The organism is Parabacteroides sp. TM07-1AC (assembly GCF_003480915.1).
Classification (GTDB): Bacteria; Bacteroidota; Bacteroidia; order Bacteroidales; family Tannerellaceae; genus Parabacteroides; species Parabacteroides chongii.
In genome coordinates this window covers 38,295-63,571 of the sequence record NZ_QUKD01000007.1, presented here as the reverse complement: position 1 = coordinate 63,571, position 25,277 = coordinate 38,295, and the positions used below count along the sequence as shown (strand labels likewise).

20 protein-coding genes are annotated in these 25,277 nt (G+C 41.6%); 4 read left to right on the top strand and 16 right to left on the bottom strand.

What is annotated here, in order from left to right; translation table 11 throughout:
* Positions 1–120 precede the first annotated feature (120 nt).
* Genes DXD68_RS14700 through DXD68_RS14685 form a run of 4 tightly spaced genes read right to left on the bottom strand, consistent with a single transcriptional unit; the run spans position 121 to position 3,944 of the window.
* Positions 121–990 carry a nucleoside phosphorylase gene (locus tag DXD68_RS14700; protein WP_122362316.1) on the bottom strand — a complete coding sequence of 290 codons (870 nt, stop codon included), beginning with the start codon at positions 988–990 and terminating at the stop codon, positions 121–123.
* 3 nt (positions 991–993) lie between these two features.
* Entirely contained in the window at positions 994–1,989 is a 996-nt protein-coding gene (gene floA / locus DXD68_RS14695; RefSeq protein ID WP_028727014.1) for a flotillin-like protein FloA, read from the bottom strand.
* Positions 1,990–1,999: 10 nt separating this feature from the next.
* Entirely contained in the window at positions 2,000–2,488 is a 489-nt protein-coding gene (locus DXD68_RS14690) for an NfeD family protein (protein ID WP_122362315.1), read from the bottom strand.
* Positions 2,489–2,504: 16 nt separating this feature from the next.
* Positions 2,505–3,944, bottom strand: coding sequence for a tetratricopeptide repeat protein (locus tag DXD68_RS14685; RefSeq protein ID WP_122362314.1), 1,440 nt, complete (start codon positions 3,942–3,944; stop codon positions 2,505–2,507).
* Positions 3,945–4,052: 108 nt separating this feature from the next.
* Here DXD68_RS14685 and DXD68_RS14680 point away from each other — a divergent pair, with 108 nt between their 5' ends.
* The gene (locus DXD68_RS14680; RefSeq protein ID WP_122362313.1) at positions 4,053–4,805 is read left to right on the top strand and encodes an ATP-binding protein; all 753 of its coding nucleotides are present in this window, start codon (positions 4,053–4,055) and stop codon (positions 4,803–4,805) included.
* The gene (locus DXD68_RS14675) at positions 4,802–5,173 is read left to right on the top strand and encodes a DMT family protein (RefSeq protein ID WP_122362312.1); all 372 of its coding nucleotides are present in this window, start codon (positions 4,802–4,804) and stop codon (positions 5,171–5,173) included. The genes DXD68_RS14680 and DXD68_RS14675 overlap by 4 nt, the downstream gene beginning before the upstream one ends.
* A 105-nt stretch (positions 5,174–5,278) precedes the next feature.
* Here DXD68_RS14675 and DXD68_RS14670 read toward each other — a convergent pair whose 3' ends face one another.
* The 11 genes from DXD68_RS14670 to DXD68_RS14620 form a co-directional block, all read right to left on the bottom strand.
* Complete coding sequence (locus DXD68_RS14670) at positions 5,279–9,724, bottom strand: leucine-rich repeat domain-containing protein (RefSeq protein ID WP_122362311.1); 4,446 nt, start codon at positions 9,722–9,724, stop codon at positions 5,279–5,281.
* Between the two features lie 513 nt (positions 9,725–10,237).
* Entirely contained in the window at positions 10,238–11,152 is a 915-nt protein-coding gene (miaA, locus tag DXD68_RS14665) for a tRNA (adenosine(37)-N6)-dimethylallyltransferase MiaA (RefSeq protein WP_122362310.1), read from the bottom strand.
* A 3-nt stretch (positions 11,153–11,155) separates the two neighbouring features.
* Complete coding sequence (locus DXD68_RS14660) at positions 11,156–11,716, bottom strand: IS1096 element passenger TnpR family protein (RefSeq protein ID WP_122362309.1); 561 nt, start codon at positions 11,714–11,716, stop codon at positions 11,156–11,158.
* 163 nt (positions 11,717–11,879) lie between these two features.
* Entirely contained in the window at positions 11,880–12,665 is a 786-nt protein-coding gene (lpxA, locus tag DXD68_RS14655; protein ID WP_122362308.1) for an acyl-ACP--UDP-N-acetylglucosamine O-acyltransferase, read from the bottom strand.
* A gap of 13 nt (positions 12,666–12,678) precedes the next feature.
* Positions 12,679–14,064 carry a bifunctional UDP-3-O-[3-hydroxymyristoyl] N-acetylglucosamine deacetylase/3-hydroxyacyl-ACP dehydratase gene (locus tag DXD68_RS14650; protein ID WP_122362307.1) on the bottom strand — a complete coding sequence of 462 codons (1,386 nt, stop codon included), beginning with the start codon at positions 14,062–14,064 and terminating at the stop codon, positions 12,679–12,681.
* A 10-nt stretch (positions 14,065–14,074) separates the two neighbouring features.
* The gene (gene lpxD / locus DXD68_RS14645) at positions 14,075–15,115 is read right to left on the bottom strand and encodes a UDP-3-O-(3-hydroxymyristoyl)glucosamine N-acyltransferase (RefSeq protein ID WP_122362306.1); all 1,041 of its coding nucleotides are present in this window, start codon (positions 15,113–15,115) and stop codon (positions 14,075–14,077) included.
* An 88-nt stretch (positions 15,116–15,203) separates the two neighbouring features.
* A complete protein-coding gene (gene pyrF / locus DXD68_RS14640; protein ID WP_122362305.1) occupies positions 15,204–16,046 on the bottom strand; it encodes an orotidine-5'-phosphate decarboxylase in 843 nt (280 codons plus the stop codon).
* A 27-nt stretch (positions 16,047–16,073) separates the two neighbouring features.
* A complete protein-coding gene (gene prfA, locus DXD68_RS14635) occupies positions 16,074–17,183 on the bottom strand; it encodes a peptide chain release factor 1 (protein WP_122362304.1) in 1,110 nt (369 codons plus the stop codon).
* Between the two features lie 8 nt (positions 17,184–17,191).
* Positions 17,192–18,358, bottom strand: coding sequence for an AIR synthase related protein (locus tag DXD68_RS14630; RefSeq protein WP_122362303.1), 1,167 nt, complete (start codon positions 18,356–18,358; stop codon positions 17,192–17,194).
* Positions 18,359–18,403: 45 nt separating this feature from the next.
* Entirely contained in the window at positions 18,404–19,309 is a 906-nt protein-coding gene (locus DXD68_RS14625; RefSeq protein ID WP_122362302.1) for a glucosaminidase domain-containing protein, read from the bottom strand.
* A gap of 86 nt (positions 19,310–19,395) precedes the next feature.
* The gene (locus DXD68_RS14620) at positions 19,396–20,127 is read right to left on the bottom strand and encodes a class I SAM-dependent methyltransferase (protein ID WP_122362301.1); all 732 of its coding nucleotides are present in this window, start codon (positions 20,125–20,127) and stop codon (positions 19,396–19,398) included.
* Between the two features lie 80 nt (positions 20,128–20,207).
* Here DXD68_RS14620 and cdd point away from each other — a divergent pair, with 80 nt between their 5' ends.
* Entirely contained in the window at positions 20,208–20,684 is a 477-nt protein-coding gene (gene cdd / locus DXD68_RS14615) for a cytidine deaminase (protein WP_122362300.1), read from the top strand.
* A gap of 655 nt (positions 20,685–21,339) precedes the next feature.
* Entirely contained in the window at positions 21,340–23,385 is a 2,046-nt protein-coding gene (locus DXD68_RS24305) for a ubiquitin family protein (RefSeq protein WP_233577164.1), read from the top strand.
* Positions 23,386–23,447: 62 nt separating this feature from the next.
* On the opposite strand, the gene DXD68_RS14605 is transcribed toward DXD68_RS24305, so the two are convergent.
* A complete protein-coding gene (locus tag DXD68_RS14605) occupies positions 23,448–25,196 on the bottom strand; it encodes a phospho-sugar mutase (RefSeq protein WP_122362299.1) in 1,749 nt (582 codons plus the stop codon).
* Positions 25,197–25,277: the final 81 nt, after the last annotated feature.

Genomic DNA, 25,277 nt, shown 5'->3' with positions numbered 1-25,277 from the left:
TTTACATTATATTATATAAACAGTCGTAAGCTGTTTTATGTTTGTTACAAATAAAGAAAGCGAAAGAAACGGAATTATACCGTTCGTCTTTCGCTTAGATAAATAGTTGTGACTGATGGATCAAATACGTTCCAATACCGTTTCTATCAGTCCGGTTAAAGAACCTTTATAGTTTGTATTCATATTCTTATCCACACGGCCTGCTATGATACAGCAGACTGTCATAGCGCGGTGTCCCATTAGGGCGGCGAGGCCGGCAAGGGAAGAACTTTCCATTTCAAAATTGGTGATTTGCCGTCCGTTGTAATTGAAAGCTTCAATCTTTTCATTCAACCTGGGATCGGCAAGCGGCAGACGCAACTCACGTCCCTGCGGACCGTAAAAGCCGTTGGCTGCAATTGTAACACCACGAATGATATCGTCGCGGGTGATCTGTTCTATCAGCGAATGATCGGCTGAAACGACATAAGGGGAAAGACCGGACAGCTTCCAGTCCAGCTGTTCTTTCAATGCTGCTTCAAAGGCTGTATCCCTGACACGTTCGGTATCTGCATAGAAATAAATAACCCCGTCGAAACCGACAGACTTCTCCGCTGCCACATAAGTACCCACAGGAACGAATGGCTGAAGACCTCCCGACGTTCCGACGCGTACCAGGGTTAATTGTTTGAATGCCGGCTTTACCGTGCGTGTTGCAAAGTCGATGTTTGCCAGTGCATCCAGTTCGTTCAGTACGATATCTATATTGTCTGTACCGATACCGTGGGAAACAACGGTAAGACGTTTCCCTTTATAGGTTCCTGTGATGGTATGAAACTCCCGGCTGGAAACCTCGCACTCTTGTGTGTCGAAGTAAGAAGCAACGGTTGAAACCCTGTCAGGATCACCGACCAGGATCACTTTGTCTGCCAGCTGTTCCGGCTTAAGATGCAGATGGAAAGCGCTTCCATCTGCATTTATGATTAATTCGGATTCGGGAATAACTCTCATTTTTTAGTCTTTAAGCGGTTTTGAAGGAGCATTGGCAGGCTTTGCTATGGCTTCGCGCATAGAAGTGTCCGCGTCGATGTTCTTCATTTTATAATAATCCATAATACCCAGATTTCCTGAACGGAAAGCTTCAGCCATAGCTTTTGGTACTTCTGCTTCTGCTTCGATCACCTTCGCACGGGCTTCCTGGGCTTTGGCTTTCATTTCCTGTTCAAGGGCAACAGCCATTGCACGACGTTCCTCTGCCTTAGCCTGGGCGATATTTTTATCAGCCTGTGCCTGGTCCATCTGCAGGAAGGCACCGATATTCTTACCTATATCGATATCCGCGATGTCGATAGACAAGATTTCGAATGCTGTACCGGCATCCAATCCTTTACGCAATACCAGTTTAGAGATAGAATCCGGATTTTCCAATACGGTCTTATGACTTTCCGACGAACCGATCGATGATACGATACCTTCACCGACACGGGCCAGGATCGTTTCTTCACCGGCACCACCCACCAACTGCTTGATATTGGCGCGAACGGTAACACGGGCTTTGGCTATCAGCTGGATACCATCTTTCGCAACGGCAGTCACAGGAGGCGTGTCGATCACTTTCGGGTTAACCGACATCTGAACGGCTTCGAATACATCACGACCGGCCAGGTCGATAGCAGTAGCCATCTGGAAAGGCAGGTCGATGTTTGCTTTAGAAGCAGACACCAGCGCGTGAACCACTTTCTCAACATGTCCACCTGCCAGATAATGCGCTTCCAGTTCATCACGAGTCAACGTTTTAAGACCAGCTTTGTGCGCTTCGATCATAGCACGGGCGATAACATAAGGAGGTACATTACGGATACGCATCAGGAACAGCTGTATCAGTGAAATGTTTACACCCGAAACTTTGGCCGAGATCCACAGCAGGAACGGCACATAGTAAAAGAAAATTGCCAGCAGCAAGACCGCTGCACCCAGTAGGATAAAAGGCAAATAGTTCAATTCTTCCATATAAATATAATTAAGCGTGAATATCTGTTTGTTCTACTTTCTTAACCAAAACATTATAACCGTCGACACGGACAACTTCAACCGGTGTATTCTCGTCTATCAGTTCGTCCATTGACTTAGCTTCGACGGTAATACCTTTGAAACGGGCCTTTCCGATAGGAGCGAGACGGGAAAGTGTGACTCCTTCGTCACCGGGTTCGATACCCAGGTCGCGGCTGGAAGTCAGCTTCGAGTCAACATCCGTTTTCAGGGCTACCCTGTGAAACGATCGGGAACGTAATAACCATACAAATGCACCACCGAAAGTCACTAATGACAGGAATAAAGTGATGTGTCCTGCCATTTCTCCCACCGAATAAGCGTAAATGACACCTGCGGCAGCAAAAAGGAATCCTCCGATTCCGGCAATCGTTATACCCGGCAGTAAAAATATTTCCAGCAGGATAAGCACGATGGCTACCAGCATTAAGAAAACAATAATGGTTATTTCCCAGATCATAATAGTTGTGGTTGTGTTATCTGTTACTCTTTAAATAATTAATCTCCGTGTTACGGGCTTTCTTTTCCAATTCGTCAGGTTGACTGAGCAGATTGTTCAATTGCTCTTCAGCCTCGAGAATTGTAGGTTTAAGCTGTTCCTTTTTTGCACTATTCCCGGAAGAATAAGAAGCTCTGAGGTCAGCCAGCTTTTCATTCAGTTCTTTTATCTGTTTGTTCAGCGAAACAACTTTTTCGTAATAGCTTTTCGCTTCGGGACTTTTTATTTCATCTAGCTTATAATAAACCAAACTGTTGTTTATCACGAATTCGAAGTCTTTTTCGATTTTTGCTTCACCGTAAGGAATTTCTTTATGTGCCAGTTCGATCAGGCTGGTGTAATCGCTTCCCGGTTTCCAGGACTCCTGAATGGAGGTAATGGCGGCACGGGCACGTTTCACTTCGATGTCTTCATTTTCCACGCGGCTGTGTTCGTTGTTAGGAATGAACAGGTAGACGCAAACTTTGTCTTCCGGCTGGAAGCGGTCTGAAGCGAACCATCCCAATTCTTTCGTTTCATCATACACCATCATGTAATCGTTGAACGGTGAGTTGAAAGGCATGCTCAACTGTTCCGGAGCCAGATAAGTGTCAGAGTTGATGTTATAACGGGTCACGAATAAGTCATACCCTCCGAGCGATCCGTTCCCTTTGGAAGCATAATAGATCGTAACGCCATCCGACAGGACAAAAGGATAGTTGTCGTCTTCGTTGCTGTTGATGTTCATAGGCAACTGTTTCTCGTCTCCCCATTTGTCGATCAGTTTGGACTGGGTGAAAAGACAGTAGCGGTCGTTGTCCGTAGCATGGGCATAATAGATCTTGTCGCCTTTCTGGTTCATATACACAGAGGAGGTGACAGGCTCGTTTGTTTGAAAGAAGTCTTTGAAAGATGCCAGTGTTCCGCTTTCTTCGCTTAACGTATAGGCTGTCAGGAAATCCTCTTTGTCGACAACAATGCTGTCTATGATTTGAACATTTTCTGTTTTTTCCATCATTCGGTGGGCATTCTCAGCCAGGCTGAGTTTGTCTTCGAATGCTTGTGTATCTTGTTTCTTTTTCGTCAGCAGGTCGATGTAATCTTCCAGCATTTCGGCTGCTTCATCGAAACGGTAAGTCTGATAATAAACGTCTGCCAGGTAACGGTAAGCATCCTGCACTTTACGTTTGACTGCTACTTTCAGATATTTTTCCGCACCGGTAATATCTCCGGTCTCATAGCAACAGACACCATACCAAAGATTATAGGAGGAGTTACTGGGAGCTTGTTTCACCAGTTTCTCAAAGGCAGGCTTCGCTTCGGCGTATTGACCTTCATTATATAGTTTTTTTGCCTGGTCCAGGCTCTGTGCTTGCAGGCTGCAGCAAAGTAATGTAATTCCAATTGTGTAAAACAGTTTCTTAGATAACCGGCTCATGTCTCTTATTATAATATAATTATACTGATTCAAAGATAATAATATTTTTAGTTAAGCATACAATTCATTGGATAAATATCTATTTTTGTGCCCGATTTAAGAATAGAGATGGCAAAGTTGACTGCAGAAGAGCTCCTGTTCAGGAAAGTGGAAGAGAAGGTGAAAAAGGCTATTTACGAATATGGCCTGATAGCCAACGGCGATCGTATCCTGATCGGATTGTCGGGCGGAAAGGATTCGTTGGCTCTTGTCGATCTGTTGGGACGGCGTTCCAAGATATATCATCCTCGTTTTGAGGTGGTTGTGGCGCATATTGTCATGACGAACATTCCTTACAGCTCGGATATGGAGTATCTGAAAAGTTGTGCCGACGAACATGAATTGCCTTTTGTCGTTCATGAAACGAGTTTCGATGCTTCTACCGATACGCGCAAATCTCCTTGTTTCCTTTGTTCCTGGACACGCCGGAAAGCTTTGTTCGATATTGCGAAAAAGCACAATTGTAACAAGATTGCTTTGGGACATCATCAGGATGATATCATCGAAACGTTGCTGATGAACATGACGCATCAGGGGGCGATCGGGACGATGCCTCCGCGTTTGAAGATGGATAAATTCGATATGGAGATCATTCGTCCGATGTGCCTGGTTGAAGAAAAAGAGCTGATCCGTATTGCGGAGTGGCAGGGATATCGTAAACAGATCAAGAACTGTCCTTATGAATCGGGTTCCAGCCGTTCGGATATGAAAGAGGTGCTGGCACGGTTGGAGGCTATCAACCCGGAGGCGCGTTACAGCATTTGGAACAGCATGTCGAATATACAAACGGATTATCTACCTCAAAAAACAAATAAGAAATGAAAGGGTTATATACAATACTATTATTGATCGGTTCCAATATTTTTATGATTTGTGCCTGGTACGGTCATTTGAAGATGAAGCAGCAATTCAGTTGGTTTGCTCATTTGCCTCTTATCGGTGTGATCTTATTTAGCTGGATATTGGCTTTGGCAGAATATTGCCTGCAGGTACCGGCGAACAGGATCGGTTTCAGAGACAATGGTGGTCCGTTTACTTTGATGCAATTAAAAGTAATTCAGGAGATTATAACTCTGATTGTCTTCGTCATCTTTAGTGCCACTGCATTTAAAGGAGAGTCTTTTCACTGGAACCATCTGGCGGCTTGTGTCTGTCTGGTACTGGCGGTGTATTTTGTGTTTATGAAATAGTATATAATGTATAGACTATGAGCTATAGAAAAAAGCAGCCTGTATGTTTTTGATCGTAAACATACAGGCTGCTTTTTTTATTAGAGAGATTAGAAAAATTATAAGCTATAGAATGATTTTGGTCGATTTATTTTCCACTCGTACAAAATAAATACCTCTACCTGGTAAATCGATTCTTTCCATGTTATTGCGTATTGTTATTTGTTTAATCATACGTCCGCTGGCATCAAACACAATGGCATGAGTACCGATTTTGAAATCGGAAAATACCAGTTGGTTAGAACCGGAAAGATAAATACGCTTATTGATATGTATAGTTTCTGTGCCAGTTGGATCTTCTTCTTTTTTGAATTTGACCTCCAGGTGAGAATCAACCATTAGATTTGGAATGATGAATTTATTATTGTTATCCAGTGTATTTGTAATATCTTCTCCGTTTAGGATAATGGATTCGATAGAATATCCTTTGTCTATTTCAACTATAAACTCTACACGTGAAGATGTTGGGTATGAAATAGAATTGTAACTACCAGTATCAAAAGTGTTATTAGGATACATATCCTCTTCCGCTTTTGACAAAACATGTCCTCCCTCCGAAATAGTTGCACTAATTTGCCTATGGGAATCATTCCCTAAATGTTTTATCTCAGTGAACTTACTCCAAACTGCATGGTGGCGATAGAAATACATGTAGTCAGTCGGTACTATGAGTGCAGCATTAATATAACAGAATTCACTAAAACTATTTGTGAAAATTTCCGGTGTGTTATTTACGGGAACATATAAATAAGAAATACCGTTACTATCGCAAAAAGCATTTTCTGCGATACGTTCTATTTTATTATTCATATACACCTCTTGTAAAGAGGTACAACCTTTAAATGTATTGGCAGGAACTTCTTTTACGTTCGGTGGGAATGTTATGTGGTTTAAATTAGAACTTCCCTCGAAATTTGGTAGTTCTTGTAAATATGGGTAGTTACTAAAGTCAAAACGGTTACTTTGAGTTCCTTTAAAAGCATCTGTACCTATATATGATAACTTTGCTTCACCTTGAAAAACGGGAAGTGTATTTATTTCTTTCACATTTTCAAAAGCATAGTTACCTATACGCTCTAAAGATGATCCTAAATCTACAGACAGGCTCTTACAATTTCTAAATGCCGATTCTTTCACCTCTATTAAATTGTATAAAGAAGGTAAAGCCGATAAACTAGAGCAATTCTCAAAAGTACTTTTTTCTATAACAGGGACATTATAAGTAGAAGGTATAGTAATGAGATACTGGCAATCTTTAAATGCTTCTTCTCCTATTTTTGTCAAGTTTTCATCGTGTTTTTTAATATGAGATATTGCTGAACCCCAAAATGCTTGTTTTCCTATTGCTTCTATTGAATTAGAAAGATCAATCATTTTTATGGTTTTATTATTATGAAAAGCATTTTCAGGTATTGTGTTAGCTGGATAATTATTGTATTCTCTTATTGTTACTATCAAATTCAATTTATATAAAGATTGCATTTGGTTCAATACAAGAAAATCTCTTTGATCTATTTCTCCACTTATATTGAGATCTGTCACCATTTTCATGTCTTCCTCAGAAAGATGTGATGCCAATGTCCCTGGCTCTTCTGATGTCAGAGAGACTTCTCTTTTTTCTCGTAGTTCTGCAATAATAGTTAATTTCTTATCACTATCCATGCTTATTTCTATATAACCACTAGGTCCTTTTTCTATAATTTCATTATCTAGCAAAACTTGTTTTATTAAATAATATTCAGAAGATATATCAATGCGATTATATCCGGAGTTTGTGGTGATTGAGCTTCCATTTGTTATATCTTCTCCATTTATTTGAATTTTATCTGCACCTTGAATGTTTACAGATAATGTGTATTGCTTTCGGATATATTCAATTTTTAGCGTAAGGTCAGACATTATTGATTTTATTTCATAAACATCGTCTTTTATTTGATTTGTAATATCTTGATCTCCAATAGTAACACTTTTTATAACATAATATTTACTAGATAGAAAATCTATAAGAATAGAATTCCCTTTTTTTATATCCGAAATATAAGTAGATTGTGTTATAACTTTATCCCCAATCTTGATGCTACCCCCTCCTGATATAGAAATGTTTAATTTGTAGGTCGGAATTTTTTCAAACGTAACAGATATTGATGTGTTTGATGAAACTGTAGGAATGATATAGCTGTTGTTTACTATCTGATCTGTTATATTGGTAGTTCCAAGTTGTACTTCTTTCAAATAATATCCTTCTTCAGGAATAAAAAGAAACTTTACGTCTGTAGTAGGAACGGTAATTGATTCTCCATTCCTACAGATTTTATCATTCATTTTAACTGATCCAACTCCTGAATAGTATACTTTAAAAGTATAGTTTGTCGGTATATCTTTTTCGAAAGTGATTTTAATATCCTTATTTTCAGATATAGCAGGAAGTAGTAATAGATTTTCTTTGACTTTTTCAGTCATATCGGTATTTCCTACTGTTACTTGCTTTAAATGATAACCTTTATTCGGGATAATTGAAATTTGTACGTCTATTGATTCTTCAAAGATGTTTATTGATGTATTATTTGTGATTTCCTTATTATTAACTTTTACAATCCCTTCTCCTGAATAAGAAACTTTGACAGAATAGGTTATTAAATCATCCTTTTCAAAAATAACATTCATTATTTTATTTTCTGATATCGAGTGAATAATAAAGTTTCCTTCTTCTATTTGATTTGTCACATCTTCTCTTTTGTCCCAATGTGGACCTAATTCAAAAAGTTTTATGTGATAACCTTCATTTGGAATTATAGATATTAGGACATTAGTTGATGGAGAAATAACGGTAGCAGAACTATTTTTTACTATGTTTCCATTTATTTTTATTGTTCCACCTTCTGAATAACGAGCTATTACATTGTAGTTTTGACCAAATGAAACAGTAACCTCTTTATCTTCAGATATTGAGTGGATCGTTAAGAGATTATCCTTTACTTGATCTGTCACATCCGTTGTTCCAATTTTAACTTCTTTCAAATAGCCATTATTTATCTGTTTTGGAATGATTGATATTGACAGATCTGTCAATGCTTCAACAGTAAAAGTTTCTTGGTCGATTATTTGGGTATCGTTTACTATAACATCTCCCCAAAGACTGTTACTAAGGCAAGAGACTTTGACCGTGTAAGTAACAGGAGGATCTTTTTCAAATGAAACACTAAGTTCTTTATTCGAAAATTTAGAAAGAATTGTTAATATACCATCTTTAACTTGATTTGTCACATCAATATTATCCAATCTGACATTTATTAAATGATATCCTTCATTTGGAGTTATATAAACTTTTACATCTTTAAGAGGTTCTATTTTTACTGAAGTTCCTGCATTTATGAGGTTGTCGTTTATTTTGACTATTCCACCATCTGAATAATTAATTTTAAAAGGAACCAAATCATCTTCTTCAAAAGTGATGGTGCTTTCACTGTTTTCATACAAATTGCCAAATAAATATATACCTCCACCACGAGATGCCATATTGGATATATTTTTTATATGATAACCAATGTTGGGTTCTATGTAAGCATAGAATAGACTACCATCTTCAACACTGATATTTTCTCCGGATTGATATATTTTATTTCGAACTTTTACAATTCCTCCTTCATTGTACTTTAATTTAACATTTGTTATTTTGGATTGATCATATCCTTTAACACCACGTCCCCATTTTGAAAAATAATTGGATTCTGTACCTGACGGAACATAAATTACAGGAGATATATTATCACTATTTGTAGAATAGGAAGGTGGTGTTGATGACTTTATTTTTACTTGTGGAGAAAAACGTTGGTTATTGTTTCCATAAAAATAAATATTTTCTATAGAGGAAGGTATTTCTATATATTCGAGATTGCTGGAAGTTGGAATTTGAAATCGGATATCTTTGATATTTGGTGGAAAAATTAATATCTTTAACTGGTTGCAATTTGCAAAAGCTTCACTTATTATTTCATCTAGTGAAATACACTCACTAAAATCAATAACACCTAAACGAGAACAGTTGTTAAATGCCCACGCTCTTACAGACGTTAAATTAGAGCATAAAGAAAGATCTATATCGATTAAATTATTAGTAGCAAAGGCATAATCATATATTGTTTTTACAGTTTTGGGTAGTTTGACCTTCCGTAAGCCTGATCCGGCAAAAGCACTGGATGGTATTTCGTCAACTATTGTTTCCGACAAATCAAGATCATATAATTTTTTGCAAATATCATTTGGATCATACCATCCCCATGTTCTTAAATAATTGAAATCTTGATCATTTAAATTACCTATAATCTTTAGTTGGGTAACATAGCTGTCATCACGTTCTGGTAACTTTTCTGATAATGTACCAGGTTGGTTAACTCTTATTTCTAAAGTACTTTGGCTATACCCTGTGAAATTGTAAACCGTAAAAAATAAAAATAGAATAATAGCTCTTACCATATCACTAATAGCTGCCTTTGAGCTCCCTTTGCTAGGCATAAATTTAAGTTTAATAATAAGAAAAGCGCGGGAACTGTCATTCAATTATCCAATTCAGAGGTATCGCCAAACACCCACAACTCTGATAATAAAACAACAGCCCGCGCTCTATAATGTATAAATCTTATCCTATAACAAATAAGTATACAAACAGAGCGCAAGCATTTATTGTTTATTATTCCAGAGTTGTTGAAAATTGGCGATTTTCTGAATTAGGAATAATATCGTAAACGCTTTTCGCTTTCTAATATGTCCTTCCGTTCGAAGCCACGCTTGGTTGCTACTTGGAATTATTACAAAAGTAAAGAAAAATATTTAAGTATTAAGGATGTACTGTATCAAAATCTTTCTTTTCAAAGAAATTGATTGTTAAACCTACTTACTAAGTAAACTCTGACTTACTCGATAAGTAAATCAAAGTCTACTTAGTAAGTAGCTCAGAGGTTACTCGGTAAGTAAGTTGAGGCTTACTTAATAAGTAGTTTTGGAGTGCTTAGTGAAGTCTTCTGACTTTTACAAATTATGAGACGAAGATATTGTCTCTTCAATGAAGTTTATAATCTCTGTTTCCTGTTCCGGATGGAACCATTCAATCTCTTCGTCGCGCTTGAACCAGGTCATTTGCTTGCGGGCATAGACGCGGGAGTTGCGTTTGATTTTTTCGATGGCCAGGTCAAGCGACCATTCGCCGTCAAAATAATTGAATAATTCTTTGTAACCGACGGTATTAAGAGAATTTAAATGACGGAAAGGATATACTTTACGGGCCTCTTCCAGTAAACCGTCTGCCATCATTTGGTCGACACGGTAGTTAATGCGGTCGTATAACTCTTCACGATCACGTGTCAATCCTATTTTGATGATCCGGAACGGACGTTCTTTTTTGCTGTTTGTGCGGAAAGAAGAATACGGCTTTCCCGTCATACGGCAAATCTCGACCGCATGGATAACCCGTTTGTAGTTCATCCGGTCTACTTCTCCATAATGCACTGGGTCTGCTTCTTTTAATTCCTGCAGAATATTTTCCAATCCTTCACGCTCGAACTGGGTATAAATTTCTTCCCGTATCGCGGGAGTGACAGTCGGAATATCATCGATCCCTTTACATACGGCATCGATGTACATCATGGAACCACCGGTCATAACCACTGTCGGGGTTGTCTGGTGAAGTGTATTTAAAAGGGAAATAACGTCTTCTTCAAAGTTGCTGGCACTGTAATAATCAGTCAGGTTCAACGTTCCGACCATGTAATGTCTGACTCTTGCCATTTGCTCCGGAGTAGGAGCGGCAGTACCGATAGGCAGGTCTTTATAGAGCTGACGGGAGTCGGATGAAATAATAGGTGAACCGAAATGTTCTGCCACACGCAGGCTCAATTCGGTTTTTCCGACTCCTGTCGGCCCGAGTAATATGACAAGGGAGTTCATCTATTAAAAACGCTCGTCGTCGTACGGGTTATCCATCGGTCCGTCGCCTAAGCCTTCGAAACCTTCCTTATCCAGTTCATCGATGTCGTATTCTGAATCTCCGTAGAAATCTTCTCCGATTTCTGTACTCGTGTTCTTGGCTTCGAACTGGTCGAAGTCGACTGTCTGAGCAGGAGGGAGGCCGATCGATTTGCTGATGACAGCTTTATCGAGATCCTTACCCGGCTCGATCTCACGGAGTTCCATGAAGAAAGCGCGTTCGGTCATGTAGTCGAAAACGAACATAAGTTTTTGGTGTTCGTCTTCAAGCAACTCTTCCAGGCGAGTTTCCTCCATTATATAGTTATCCACTTCCGAAGTGGTGTCCATTTCTACTAATGTAATTTCTGTATTTTTACTCCAATCGTCGTCACAAATAAAGAAAGAGCACATTTGATCTTTTGTGTAGCCAACCGAGTTCAGGATGGCATCGTGCAGGTCAAGGAAAGTTGCTTCCGCATCAATCTTGATTTCGCGTTTGAAGTCATCTACTTCATCTGATAGAATGAGGAATCTGAATACCATAGTCTTTTTAGTTTTTTGTTGGTTCAAAAGTAGTAAAAAATATCAATACCCATATATAACAGTCTAAAAAAAGAGGCGTATTACATGAAGTAAATAAATACAAAAGGCTGTCAGTCCTGAAAGAAGCTGACAGCCTTTTGAAATAGTTTGTATTTCTTACCGTTTACTCATCGATGGAACCTCTGACGATACCACGTTCGGAGGTTTTTATAAAGTTGAGTATCAAGTCTCTTTCCACGCTGGGTTCGTATTCGGTTTCGATCGCTTTCAGCGCTTCCGTATTGTTCAGACCGCGGGTGTATAATGTGCGGTAAATATCTTGGATCAGGAACACTTGTTGATTGGTGAATCCGCGACGGCGTAATCCTACGATATTGATACCGCAGTAAACGATCGGATCGCGGCCGATCAGTGTATAAGGAGGAATATCTTTACCGATACGTGAACCACCCTGAACCATCACATGTTTCGATATGCGGGTAAACTGGTGAACCAGGCTGCCGCCGCTGACAATAGCAAAATCGTCAATCTCCACTTCTCCGGCTATCTGGGAAGCATTCCCGATGATGATATGATCTTTCAGTACGCAGTCGTGTGCAATATGGGAATATGCCATGATCAGGCAATCGTTTCCGACAACGGTTTTTCCCTTTGAAGCTGTTCCGCGGTTGATCGTAACACATTCGCGGATCGTCGTATTGTTTCCGACTTCTGCGGTTGTCTGTTCTCCGTTGAACTTCAAGTCTTGTGGAATACCGGCAATTACAGCTCCCGGGAAAATGGAACAGTTGTTTCCGATCCGTGCCCCGTTGAGAATGACTGCATGTGAATATATATGACAATTGTCGCCTATTACTACATCCTTTTCAATTACTGCAAAAGGATCTATCGTTACATTCTCACCGATCTTTGCTTCGGGATGAACGACTGCTAAAGGGGATTGATTCATTGCCTTCTTTATATTATTTGTTTTTAATGATCTGAGCCATAAATTCGGCTTCGCAAACCAGCTTGTCGCCTACGAAGATGTAACCTTTCATCGTTGAAATACCGCGACGGATAGGAGCCAGCAGTTCCAGACGCAGGATCAGCGTATCTCCGGGAACTACTTTCTGACGGAATTTCACGCCGTCGATCTTCATGAAGTAAGTCGAATAACGTTCCGGCTCGTCTACTGAATTCAGAACGAGCAAACCTCCTGTCTGCGCCATCGCTTCAACCAGCAATACACCCGGTGTAACAGGTTCCTGCGGGAAGTGTCCGGTAAAGAACGGTTCGTTTGTAGTGATATTTTTTACTCCGACAATGTAGTTGCCGCCGATCTCGATGATCTTGTCGACCAGCAGGAACGGGTAACGGTGGGGAAGTAGTTCGCGGATGCGGTTGATATCCATAATCGGTTCCGCGTTCGGATCGTAAACCGGAGCCTGTACCTCGTTCAGCTTGATGTCCTTGCGGATCATGCGGGCCAGTTGGTTGTTGATCTTGTGACCCGGACGGGTTGCGATGATACGTCCGCGGATAGGTTTGCCGATCAGTGCCAGGTCGCCGAGTACGTCGATCAGTTTGTGACGGGCAGGCTCGTTGTCGAACACCAGCGGTTTATTGTTGATATAACCCAGTTCGTGTACATCTTTGTGAGGAATACCTACTTCGTCTGCCAGCTTGTCCAGTGTTTCCTGCGGCATCTTCTGGTCATAGATAACAATCGCGTTGTCCAGGTCACCTCCTTTGATAAGGTTGTTCTGGCGAAGCATTTCCACTTCGCGTACAAATACGAATGTGCGGGAAGCTGCAATTTCTTCCGGAAATTCGCTCAGATCGTTCAATGTAGCGAACTGGTTTGACAATACCGGAGAATTGAAAGAGATCAGAACATTTACGCTGAACTTTTCATCCGGAAGGATGATCAGCGAAGAACCAGTTTCTTCGTCTTTTACTTCGATTTTATGCTTTACAATATAGAAGTCTTTCGGAGCGTTTTGTTCAACGATTCCTGCTGTCCGGATTTCTTCTGAGAAGAAGCGTGAGCTGCCGTCCAGGATCGGAAATTCCGGAGCGTTCACTTCAATCAGGCAGTTGTCGATCTCATAGGCATATAAGGCTGCCATAGCATGTTCAACAGTGCTGATCTGAATGCCGTTCTTTGACAGAACGGTACCTCTTTGTGTGCTGGCCACGTTTTCTGCCAATGCATCGATAACAGGTTCTCCTTCCAGGTCAACACGTTTAATTTTGTATCCGTGGTTTTCTGGTGCCGGGTTGAACGTAATCTGAATGTCCAGTCCGGTATGCAAGCCTTTGCCTTGCATCGAGAAACTCTTGGCTAGCGTCTTTTGTTTCTGCATACGTATATAATTATTTATTAATTTCTTTCTTTAATTGTTCGATCTCGCGTTGTAACTGTCCCATGGTGCGATACATATCCGGCAGACGGTTGAATATGGCACTCGAACGCATGAAGTTTTTCGCATCGATGGCAGGAGCACCCAGTACGGTCTTTGCTTCCTTAATGTCGCTGATCACACCCGCCTGTGCACCGAATACCACATGGTCGGCGATATGGATATGTCCTGCCAGGCCTACCTGCCCGCCGAACATACAATGACTGCCGATCTTGACAGAACCGGCGATGCCGACCTGGGCTGCCATTACCGTATTTTCTCCGACTTCCACATTGTGGGCGATCTGTACCAGGTTATCCAGCTTCACGCCTTTGTGAATGATGGTAGAACCCATTACGGCACGGTCGATCGTCGTGTTGGCACCAACTTCAACATTGTCTTCCAGCACGACATTTCCCAACTGCGGGATCTTCTTGTAATTTTCTCCTTCGGGAGCAAACCCGAATCCGTCCGAACCAATTACCGAACCGGCATGCAGGATACAGTTATTACCGATCTTACATCCGTTGTAGATGGTCGTGTGCGGATAAAGAATGCAGTTATCTCCGATAGTCACGTTATCACCGATATATGTGTTAGGATATATCAGGCAGTTCTTCCCCAGCCGGACATTTTCGCCGATATAGGCAAAATTGCCGACAAAGCAATCGTCTCCCAGTGTGGCAGAGGCTGCGATGAACGCGGTTGAAGAAACTCCGGTCTTTTTAGGTTTGGACTGTTCTACCAGGTTGAGTAACATGGCAAGAGCAGAATAAGCATTTTCTACTTTTACTAAAGTAGCGGTAACTTGTTCAGCCGGAGAAAAGTCGTTATTCACCAGAACAATGCTCGCTTCTGTATTATAGATATAATGTTCGTACTTAGGATTTGCCAGGAACGTCAGTGTTCCGGGTTGTCCTTCTTCTATTTTTGAGAAGTTGCTGACTTTCACTTCAGGGTTGCCATCAACGGTTCCGCCAAGAAAGTCCGCTATTTGTTGGGCTGATAACTCCATTACTTATTTTGTTATATTGTATTTGAATTGAGACTGCTCCACTAAGAACAAAGCAGTTTGCAAAAATGGTGAAAATTATTGGGATAGCCTATGCTTTGCAGGGAATAATTCCCTTATCATGCAGATATCCTGCCATTTCACGCTGTACAGTCTGTGCTGCTTCACGGGCAAATGATGCGAATTTTTCTGATTTATCTACGTAAATGATCGCACGTGAAGAATTAACAAGCAAACCGCACTGATCGTTCATTCCGTACTGGGCAACTTCCTGCAGACTGCCTCCCTGTGCACCGACACCCGGTACTAAAAGGAAATGGTTGGGGGCATGTTTGCGGATATCCAGGAACATTTTTCCCTGTGTCGCGCCGACAACGTACATCATCTGTTCGTCGGTAGCCCAATCCTGCGATTTCTTCAATACTTTTTCAAACAGACGTTCGCCGTTGGCATCTTCTGTCATTTGGAAATCCAGTGACCCCTTGTTGGATGTCAGAGCCAGCAGGATCACCCATGCTTCCGGATAGATCAGGAACGGTTTCACGCTGTCTTCACCCATATAAGGTGCTACTGTTACGGCATCAACTTTGATATGATCGAAGAAAGAGCGGGCATACATCTCGGAAGTGTTACCGATGTCGCCACGTTTCGCGTCAGCAATAATGAACTGGTCCGGATAATTCTCACGCAGGTAAGTGACTGTCTTTTCAAATGCAAGCATTCCTTTCACGCCCAGACTTTCGTAGAAAGCCAAATTGGGTTTGTAAGCTACGCAATAGTCGGCTGTAGCATCTATAATCGCTTTGTTGAAAGCGAAGATGGGATCTTCTTCAGAAAGTAAATGCTGCGGGATTTTCTTTATATCGGTATCCAATCCAACGCAAAGGAAAGATTGTTTCTTTTTGATGTTCTCGAATAATTGTTGCTTGTTCATCTTGTCTTGTGTCAAATAGTGAAACTGTTATAGTTCGGCCTCTTTCAGACGTTCTGCATTTTCGGCAACGGTCAGTTGGTCGATGCAGGATTGTATATCGCCATCCATGAAAGCAGATAAGTTATAAATTGTGTAGTTGATACGATGATCGGTGATACGTCCTTGCGGATAGTTGTATGTCCGGATCTTCGCGGATCTATCGCCCGACGAAACCATTGTCTTGCGTTTGTTGGCAATGTCGTCCAGGTATTTCTGATGTTCTTTGTCATAGATAAAAGAACGCAGGCGGGTGAGCGCGCGTTCCTTGTTTTTCGGCTGGTCACGCGTCTCCGTACATTCGATCAGGATCTCTTCGCTCACGCCGGTGTTCGGGTTTTTCCAGACATAACGCAAGCGCACGCCTGATTCAACCTTATTCACATTTTGGCCGCCGGCACCTCCCGAGCGGAAAGTATCCCATTTAATTTCACCTTCATTAATTTCAACATCAAACTCGTCTGCTTCGGGGAGCACAGCCACGGTGGCTGCTGAAGTGTGTACACGTCCCTGTGTCTCTGTGCTGGGCACGCGCTGAACGCGGTGTACACCCGATTCATATTTAAGCGTACCGTATGCTTTTTCACCGCTGACGGTAAAGATAATTTCCTTATATCCGCCCGATGAACCTTCGCTGCAACTCGACAGGGCGACTTTCCATCCTTTGGTTTCGCAGTACTTCATATACATACGATACAAGTCGCCGGCAAACAGGGCTGCTTCATCGCCTCCTGTTCCGCCGCGTATTTCAACGATGGCATTCTTGTCGTCTTCCGGATCGCTGGGGACAAGCAGTAACTTGATCTCCTCTTCCAGCTCCGGAATACGGGCATTGCACGTATCCAGTTCTTCACGGGCAATCTCCCTCATTTCGGGGTCCTGCTCCGTTTCCAGTAATTGGCGTGCTTCTTTTATTCCATTTAATGTATTGACATATTCGCTACGGGTAGCCACGATCTTCTCCAGATCGCGGTACTCTTTATTGAGCTTTACAAACCGTTTCATATCGGCAATCACTGCCGGGTCGGTGATCAGAGTCCCGACTTCTTCAAAACGGCTCACTAATCCGTCCAGTCTTCCTAATAAACTATTATCGGCCATTTATCAGATTAATATACGAAGCGACCTTTTTCGCTTTCAATGATCAATTCGTTTTTATCTGCTTCTTCCACGAAGCCAACTACCTGTGCATCGATGTTGAAGCTCTTGGCAATGCTGATCACTTCTTCAGCATGTTCAGGTGACAGGTAAACTTCCATACGGTGACCCATGTTGAACACTTTATACATTTCGCTCCAATCCGTTCCGCTCTGTTCCTGAATGATACGGAAAAGAGGAGGGACAGGGAACAGGTTGTTCTTTGTCACACGTTTGTTTTCTACAAAGTGCATCACTTTGGTTTGTGCTCCGCCGGAGCAGTGTACCATACCGTGGATCTGCGGACGCAGTTTGTCCAGCAACACTTTGATCACAGGAGCGTATGTGCGGGTAGGAGAGAGCACCAGTTTACCGGCATCGATACCCAGTTCTTCGATCTGGTCGGTCAGTTTCAGTCCGCCCGAATAAACCAGTTCGCCGGGAACGGCTGCATCATAACTTTCCGGATATTTTGTTGCCAAATATTTGGCAAATACGTCGTGGCGTGCAGAGGTCAGACCGTTGCTGCCGGTTCCGCCGTTATATTCTTTTTCGTAGGTGGCTTGTCCGTAAGAAGCCATGCCGACAATTACGTCTCCACCTTGTATATTACTGTTGTCAACCACATTCGCACGTTTCATGCGGCAGGTTACGGTGCTGTCTACAATGATGGTGCGAACCAGATCGCCCACATCGGCAGTCTCGCCTCCGGTTGCATAGCAGCCTACGCCCATTTCGCGCAGTTCGGCCAGCAGTTCGTCCGTTCCGTTGATGATGGCGGAGATTACTTCTCCCGGGATCAACAGTTTATTACGTCCGATGGTGGAAGAAACAAGTATATTGTCTACTGCGCCTACACACAGCAAGTCGTCGATGTTCATGATCAATGCATCCTGGGCAATACCTTTCCATACAGACAGGTCACCGGTTTCTTTCCAGTACATGTAAGCCAGGGATGATTTCGTTCCGGCTCCGTCAGCATGCATAATGTTGCAATATTCAGGATCACCGCCTAATATATCGGGGATGATCTTACAAAATGCTTTAGGGAATATACCCTTGTCGATGTTCTTTATTGCATTGTGAACATCTTCTTTTGAAGCGGATACACCGCGCAGGTTGTAACGTTGGTCACTCATTGTTTTTACATATTTGGCTGCAAAGATACTATTTTTTTATGTTACTTATCTAAGTTTAAGCACATCTCCTTCTTCGGGAACGTAATCTTTGTCTTTTTTATTCATCTTATACAGGCTCTTGATCTGTATTCCGTATTTCTGTGCGATGCTGTGCATGGATTCTCCGATTTGTACAACATGGTCGTAATGAGGTTTGTCTGCCTTTTTCTTCTTCTTTTCCAGATAGACGATATCACCTTTGTCCAGCGGGAAGTCTTCCGGCACTTCGTTGAACTTTTTCAGGTCTTTCACCGGAAAGTCCAGGTTTTGTGCGATTTGGTCGAAGCTGTCATTGTCTTTGGCATAAACATATAGCAGGCCGAACGTCTTGTAGATTGTGTATTTGACAACCGGGAATTTGAGTTTCTTCCTTTCCTTACGTGTTAGTTTGTGTACTTTGCCACTGTCGTAGCGGTACAGTTCGTAGTCCTCGATGACTTTGATTAATTTGTTTGCATAGGCACGGTCGGTGGCATAACCACATTTCTGAAGACCTTTAGCCCAGCCTTTGTAATTGGTTATTTTCAGGCGGAACAATGATTCATAACGCGAGCGTTTCAGAAATTTGGAATGATCTTCATACGAATCTTCCACCCGTTTGTATTTCCGGAAACATTCTCCGCGCAGGTCGTCGTCATGATAGACACGTCCGCCACGCCAGTCTGAGTGGCATTTGATGCCGAAATGGTTGTTCGAGCGGCGTGCCAGACTGCTTTGTCCGGCGCCCGATTCGAGCAAGCCCTGTGCGAGCGTGATGCTGGCCGGGATTTTATATTTTTTCTGTTGTTCTACAGCCAGGGTGCTGTATGTCTTTATGTATTTCTCGTAGGAAGGTATTTTCCTCTGAGTTGCTGCTCCCGCAAAGGCTGTAATGAAGAATAGCAGACAAATAATTCGTATCACTGATTTCATAAGAAGATTCCTCTTAAAGTATTTATTTTCGCAAAGATAATGAAGCTGGATATATTATTCTTCTAAATAATCTATAAAATACTGGTTTATATGCTGCTAATTTTAGCCAGATAATCATAGTGTTCCCCTTCCTGTATCTTTTCAGCTTTAAACCCGTTATTGGCGGCATGCAGGCTGAGCGTTTGAAAATCTATGTATAACCAATCGAACCGATCGCCTTTGATGTTCTTATATTGCATGCGAAAATCTACTTCGCCGTAATAATCGTCTTCCATATCTATTTCGAGATTGCCATCTTCGTCTTCAAACAGGTAACGCAGGTCGGAAGAATCCATTAACAGGCAGCCTCCCGGTGCCAGCAGGCGTTTCAGTGTATGAAAGAAAGCCGGAAGATTACTGATCTTACCTACAATTCCCGAACCGTTCATCAATAATAGGATCGTGTCGAACGAACCTGTGAACTGCTCGCTGAAGAAGTTCTGCAAGCTGGCATCTTTCACTCCTCTCTTCTGCATGATGTCGACCGAGAGTGGAGAGATGTCGATGGCCTTCACCTCTTTCCCCATTTCCTGCAAGGCAAGTGAGTGGCATCCGCTGCCGGCACCGACGTCGAGTATCTTTCCGCTACTCAGACGAAGGGCTTCCTGTTCCGTCGCCGGCATTTCTTCAAAGCAACGAAACAGCTGCTTGACCGGTATTTCATCTTCGTCAAACATAGAAGAGAATACACGAAGTTTAGTCGCTTTCCCATTTGCATAATAATCGGCGATTGCCGCGCCCATCGGGTCTTTATCGGGTGTGAGTAGTGATGTTTGCATCTACTGAAATTGATTTATGGATAAATTATCTGGCAAAGATACAAATTTACTATCTTTGTTTCCAGTAATATTTTGATTGTATGAAGGAAATCAGACTGGAAACAAAAATAGCAGTTTATCCGTTAAACGAAGTTTCGGATGAAGAACAGCCATTGGTGCGTGCTGCCTTGAAAGCGACGGAACATTCGTATGCTCCTTATTCAAAGTTTCATGTCGGTGCGGCGGTCTTGTTGGCGGACGGAACGATTGTGACGGGAAGTAATCAGGAGAATGCGGCTTATCCATCCGGTTTGTGTGCCGAACGGGTAGCCTTATTTCATGCCGGGCATCAGTATCCGGATATCCCTGTTGTGGCTTTGGCGATTGCTGCGGCAACAGGCGGAAAGCAGGTGGAGAGCATTTCGCCTTGCGGTGCCTGTCGGCAAGTGTTGCTGGAAACGGAGCAGCGATATGGCCGGCCTGTCAAGGTGTTGCTTTGCGGAACGAAGGAAGTGATGGTGGCAGAGAGTGCGGCTTCGTTGTTGCCGCTTTGTTTTGGGAAAGAGAGTCTTTTGTGAAATATGGCAAAGAATCATATTTGTATTGGATGCACAATTTCGTATTGAAGAAACTGGTTAAAGACATTCGTGCCCGTTATTGGTAAATGAATAAAATATTCACACTGATTTTTTTAAAACATCTACCACATCTACTACAATTTTCTGTACGCCTTGTAAATAAACGCCTCCAAGGGTAGTGGTGGATACTTTTTTATCTACCATCACCCTTGGAGGCTTTTATTTACAAAGCGAGTGGGAGAGGGTGGTAGATATGGTAGATGTTTTTGAAAAATAGAAGTTGGGGAGATGTATAGGAATGATGATAGGAAGAGAAGTTGCATAAATACAAATCTTTTTCTAAATTTGTACCAATTCTTCAGACTCATAGCGTTGAGGAAATGAAGAGGACATATGAAAGGTGTTATTGAAATTATCTTCGATATTCAAACTTCGCAACTTTGATTAATCCAATGAAGGTGGTAGCAATAGCACTCAACCTGTTTGTTATAGCATTATCAGGATTGGTAAACTATGATAAAATGGGTGTGGGTAGCTATTGCTTTGTCTATTGGATGGGTGTGCGAAGACCTGAATATCGGATAAAGCTATATAGTTCCCACACCTTATTTTTTTACAAGCCTAAAGAGGGAACCACAGGCACAAGTTTTGCATTATGAAAAACAAACTCTTTTTTTTATTACTATTATTTGTTGGATTGTCGTATGCGGAAGACTCGTATGCTATGCAAATCTTTGTAAAGACATTGACAGGAAAGCATATCACTTTGGAAGTAGAGCCTACAGATCGTATTGAAGATATTAAGGCTAAAATACAGGATAAAGAAGGAATTCCGCCAGATCAACAACGATTGATTTTTGCAGGAAAACAGTTGGAGGATGGGAATACTTTACAGGATTATAGTATCCAAAAGGATAGTACATTGCATTTGGTACTTATGTTTAGTATAGAAGGAGATGAAGATAATTATAAATTTGAAGATGATGTACTTGTCGTTCTGAAAGGACAAATCACTATAAAAGGAGAAGTTAATCTAGTATTTCCATATAAAATTGTAGTAAACACAACCGATGCAGTTTCTATCCATTTAATTAATGTAAATATAAACTCTGATTTACCATTGGAAATACAATCAGCATCCCAAGTTCATCTTTCGTGGGAGGGAATAAATCAATGGAGTTCTTCAACTGATGATGATGCTAAAATACTTATTGCAAATGGTGCGACTTTAATTGCGGATGGAGAAAGTTCAGGTTCATTAATGCTAGCAGGTTCTATCGAAGGAAAAGAGGATGAAGCTGAAGAATCTCATTCTTTTGAATTGAACAATAACGCACTATTATCCGTAAATTCCATCGATAAAGTAACCTCAACATTAACAAAAGGAATTCTTTTTGAAGGAAATAAGGGTAATGTATATGGAAAAGTCTCTTTGTCTTCCAATATGACTCTTCAACCGGATCAATCATTGGAGATTAAAGAAGGATGTAGTCTTACTATTCAGGGGGAATTTCAATTGGATAATCAACAAGGTTCTATTTTTGTGGATGGAACTTTGACAGGAAATGTAACCGGTAATCAGCCTTTCTACCCTGTTGTTTCTACCCTGACATTGGATGGTGAAGAGTGGGAGGAAGAAGAGCCTGTTTCATTAATGGCTGAAGGTGGAACGGCAATGCCGATAAATGAGATAAACTATCTGCAAGAGTCTACATATACAATTAAATATGGAGAAGAAGAGATGGGAAATGTTACATTTAAAAAAGGAGAAGAGCTTTCTCTTGCTTTCTTTACAGTATCTTTTTTATTGTCTGAAGATCCGGAAGAAATTTGTAATCAGCAAATCATTTTAAAAGATGAACTCGCAGTCAAGCCCGAAGATCCGACGAAAGAATTCTTTGACTTTACAGGTTGGAGTAATGCCGAAAATATAGAAAAACCTATAACCCAAACAACTACGTTTGTTGCTCAGTGGACACCTAAATTAGTCCATTATACAGTTCGTTTACCTCAATCAATTAGAGGAGCTGTTCTTTCCAATTCGGGAGATACGGAGGTACAGGAAGGGGATGATTTCTGTTTTTCATTGAGATTATTGTCAGATTATAATCAATCTACTCCCCGAGTAAAGGCATCGGCAGGAGATGTGTCGTTTACGAAAGAAGGGAATACTTATTATTATGTTGTTTCTGATATTGATAAAGATATAAGGATTCGTATTTCAGGAATAGTTAAAAACCCGGTCCCTGACCCTGAGCCCGAACCTGACCCTGACCCCGTTTATTATACTGTATCCATTCCGGAGTTGGAAGGTGCTACTATTTCCTGTGATCAATCTGAGCCTATCGTTCGGGTAAATGGCGATGTTGTAGAATTGCATTTTGTGAATGCAGCCGGTAGGCGTTCGTATCGTATACGATCGGTAAGTCGGGATATTACAATAACAGTCGAAGGTATTCAAAAGAATGAAGAGAGTGTTGATAATAGACCTGTATTCAAAGACGATTGGCAGATTCGTGTGGCTTCTCAACTATTGTATATTTCAGTCTCCACAAAATCCTCAGTCTTGATTGTTGATTATAATGGGAAAGTCTATTCTTATCAACAGCTTCAACCGGGTGACTATACTTATTCGCTTCCGTCTGGTATATATATAGTATGGCGGGAAGGAAGGGGACAGTCAGTGTACATTCCTAGATAACAAAAAACGGGGCGAGAAGTTAAATCTCTTGCCCCGTTTCTTATTTTGCTTTAGTTATTCGATCAAATACCCAAAGAAGCCTTAATCTGATTGATCTTTTCTTCACCAGCCTTTTCTGCAGCAGGCAGATCTTCCAAGCTGTTTACCTTAGAATGAACTTCACAGTAGAACTTGATCTTCGGTTCCGTACCTGAAGGACGGATAGAGATCTTTGTGCCGTCTTCTGTGAAATACTGAAGAACGTTGGAAGTGGTCGGCATGTCCAAAGTGATAGCTTCGTTGTCGATGTAGCTGAATCCTTTCAGAGAAGCATAATCGTAGAACAATGTAACTTTTGAACCGGCAATTTCCTGTAACGGGTTTTCGCGGAAGTTCTTCATCATGGCTTCGATTTCTTCGGCACCACTCTTGCCTTTCTTCACAACAGAGATACCTTTTTCTTTTGAGAAACCATATTCTACATAGATGTTCTGCAACAACTGATACATGGTGATGCCTTGATCTTTTGCCCATGCTGCGATTTCAGCCAGGATAGCACATGCAGAAACTGCATCTTTGTCGCGCACGAAGTCTTCGCAAAGGAATCCGTAGCTTTCTTCGCCACCACCGATGTAGTTCTTCTTGCCTTCGTTCTTCTTCATTACGTCGGCAATCCATTTGAAGCCGGTGTAAACGTCGTACATTTCAACACCGTTGCGTTCAGCGATTGTGCGGATCAGTTCGGTTGTAACGATTGTCTTTACGATATATTCTTTGCCGTTCACCTTACCCAGTTCTTTCCAGCGAGTAATCAGGTAATAAACGAACATCAAGGCTGTCTGGTTACCGTTCAGCAACACCCATTCACCGTCGTTGTTTTTAACGGCAGCACCTACACGGTCAGCATCCGGGTCGGAAGCCAGTACCAGTTCGGCATCTGTTTCTTTTGCTTTCTCGACAGCCATAGCCAATGCAGCCGGTTCTTCCGGGTTGGGAGAGATAACTGTCGGGAAGTCGCCGCTTACCACATCCTGTTCGGGAACGTGGATGATATTGGTGAATCCGAATGCTTTCAATGCAGCCGGGATAATCTTAACACCTGTTCCGTGGATCGGAGTGTAAACGATCTTCATATCGTGATGACGTTTGATAGCTTCCGGAGAAAGGGTAATAGTTGTCAAAGCGTCGATATACAGATTATCGATTTCTTCACCGATGATTTCGATCAGTTCCTTATTGCCTTTGAATTTGATATCGCTGGCATTACGGATCTTGTTTACTTCGGCAATTGTATTCTTGTCGTGCGGAGCGATCATTTGTGCACCGTCGTCCCAGTAAGCCTTGTAGCCGTTGTATTCTTTCGGATTATGCGATGCTGTCAGGATGATACCGCTCTGACATCCCAGTTTACGGATGGCGAAAGACATTTCCGGTGTCGGACGAAGGTCTTCGAACATGTAAACTTTGATACCGTTGGCAGAGAAGATGTCGGCCGAAATTTCAGCAAACTTACGGCTGTTGTTACGGCAGTCATGTCCGATAACAACTTTGATCTGATCCAGGTTCGCAAATTCTTTTTTCAGATAATTTGATAAACCTTGTGTAGCTGCACCGACTGTATAAATATTCATACGGTTGGTTCCTACTCCCATGATACCTCTTAAACCTCCTGTACCAAATTCAAGGTCTTTGTAGAATGATTCGATCAGTTCTGTCGGATCTTCGTTGTCCAGTAATTCCTGTACTTTTGCTTTTGTTTCGGCATCATAACTTTTGGTAAGCCAGCTTTGGGCTTTACTTCTTACCATTTCTAACAGTTCGTTGTTTTCCATACCTAGATATCTTGCATTTATATATGTGTAATCTCTTAGTTTATGAGATAACAAAGATACAAATTAATTGTTGTAAACAAT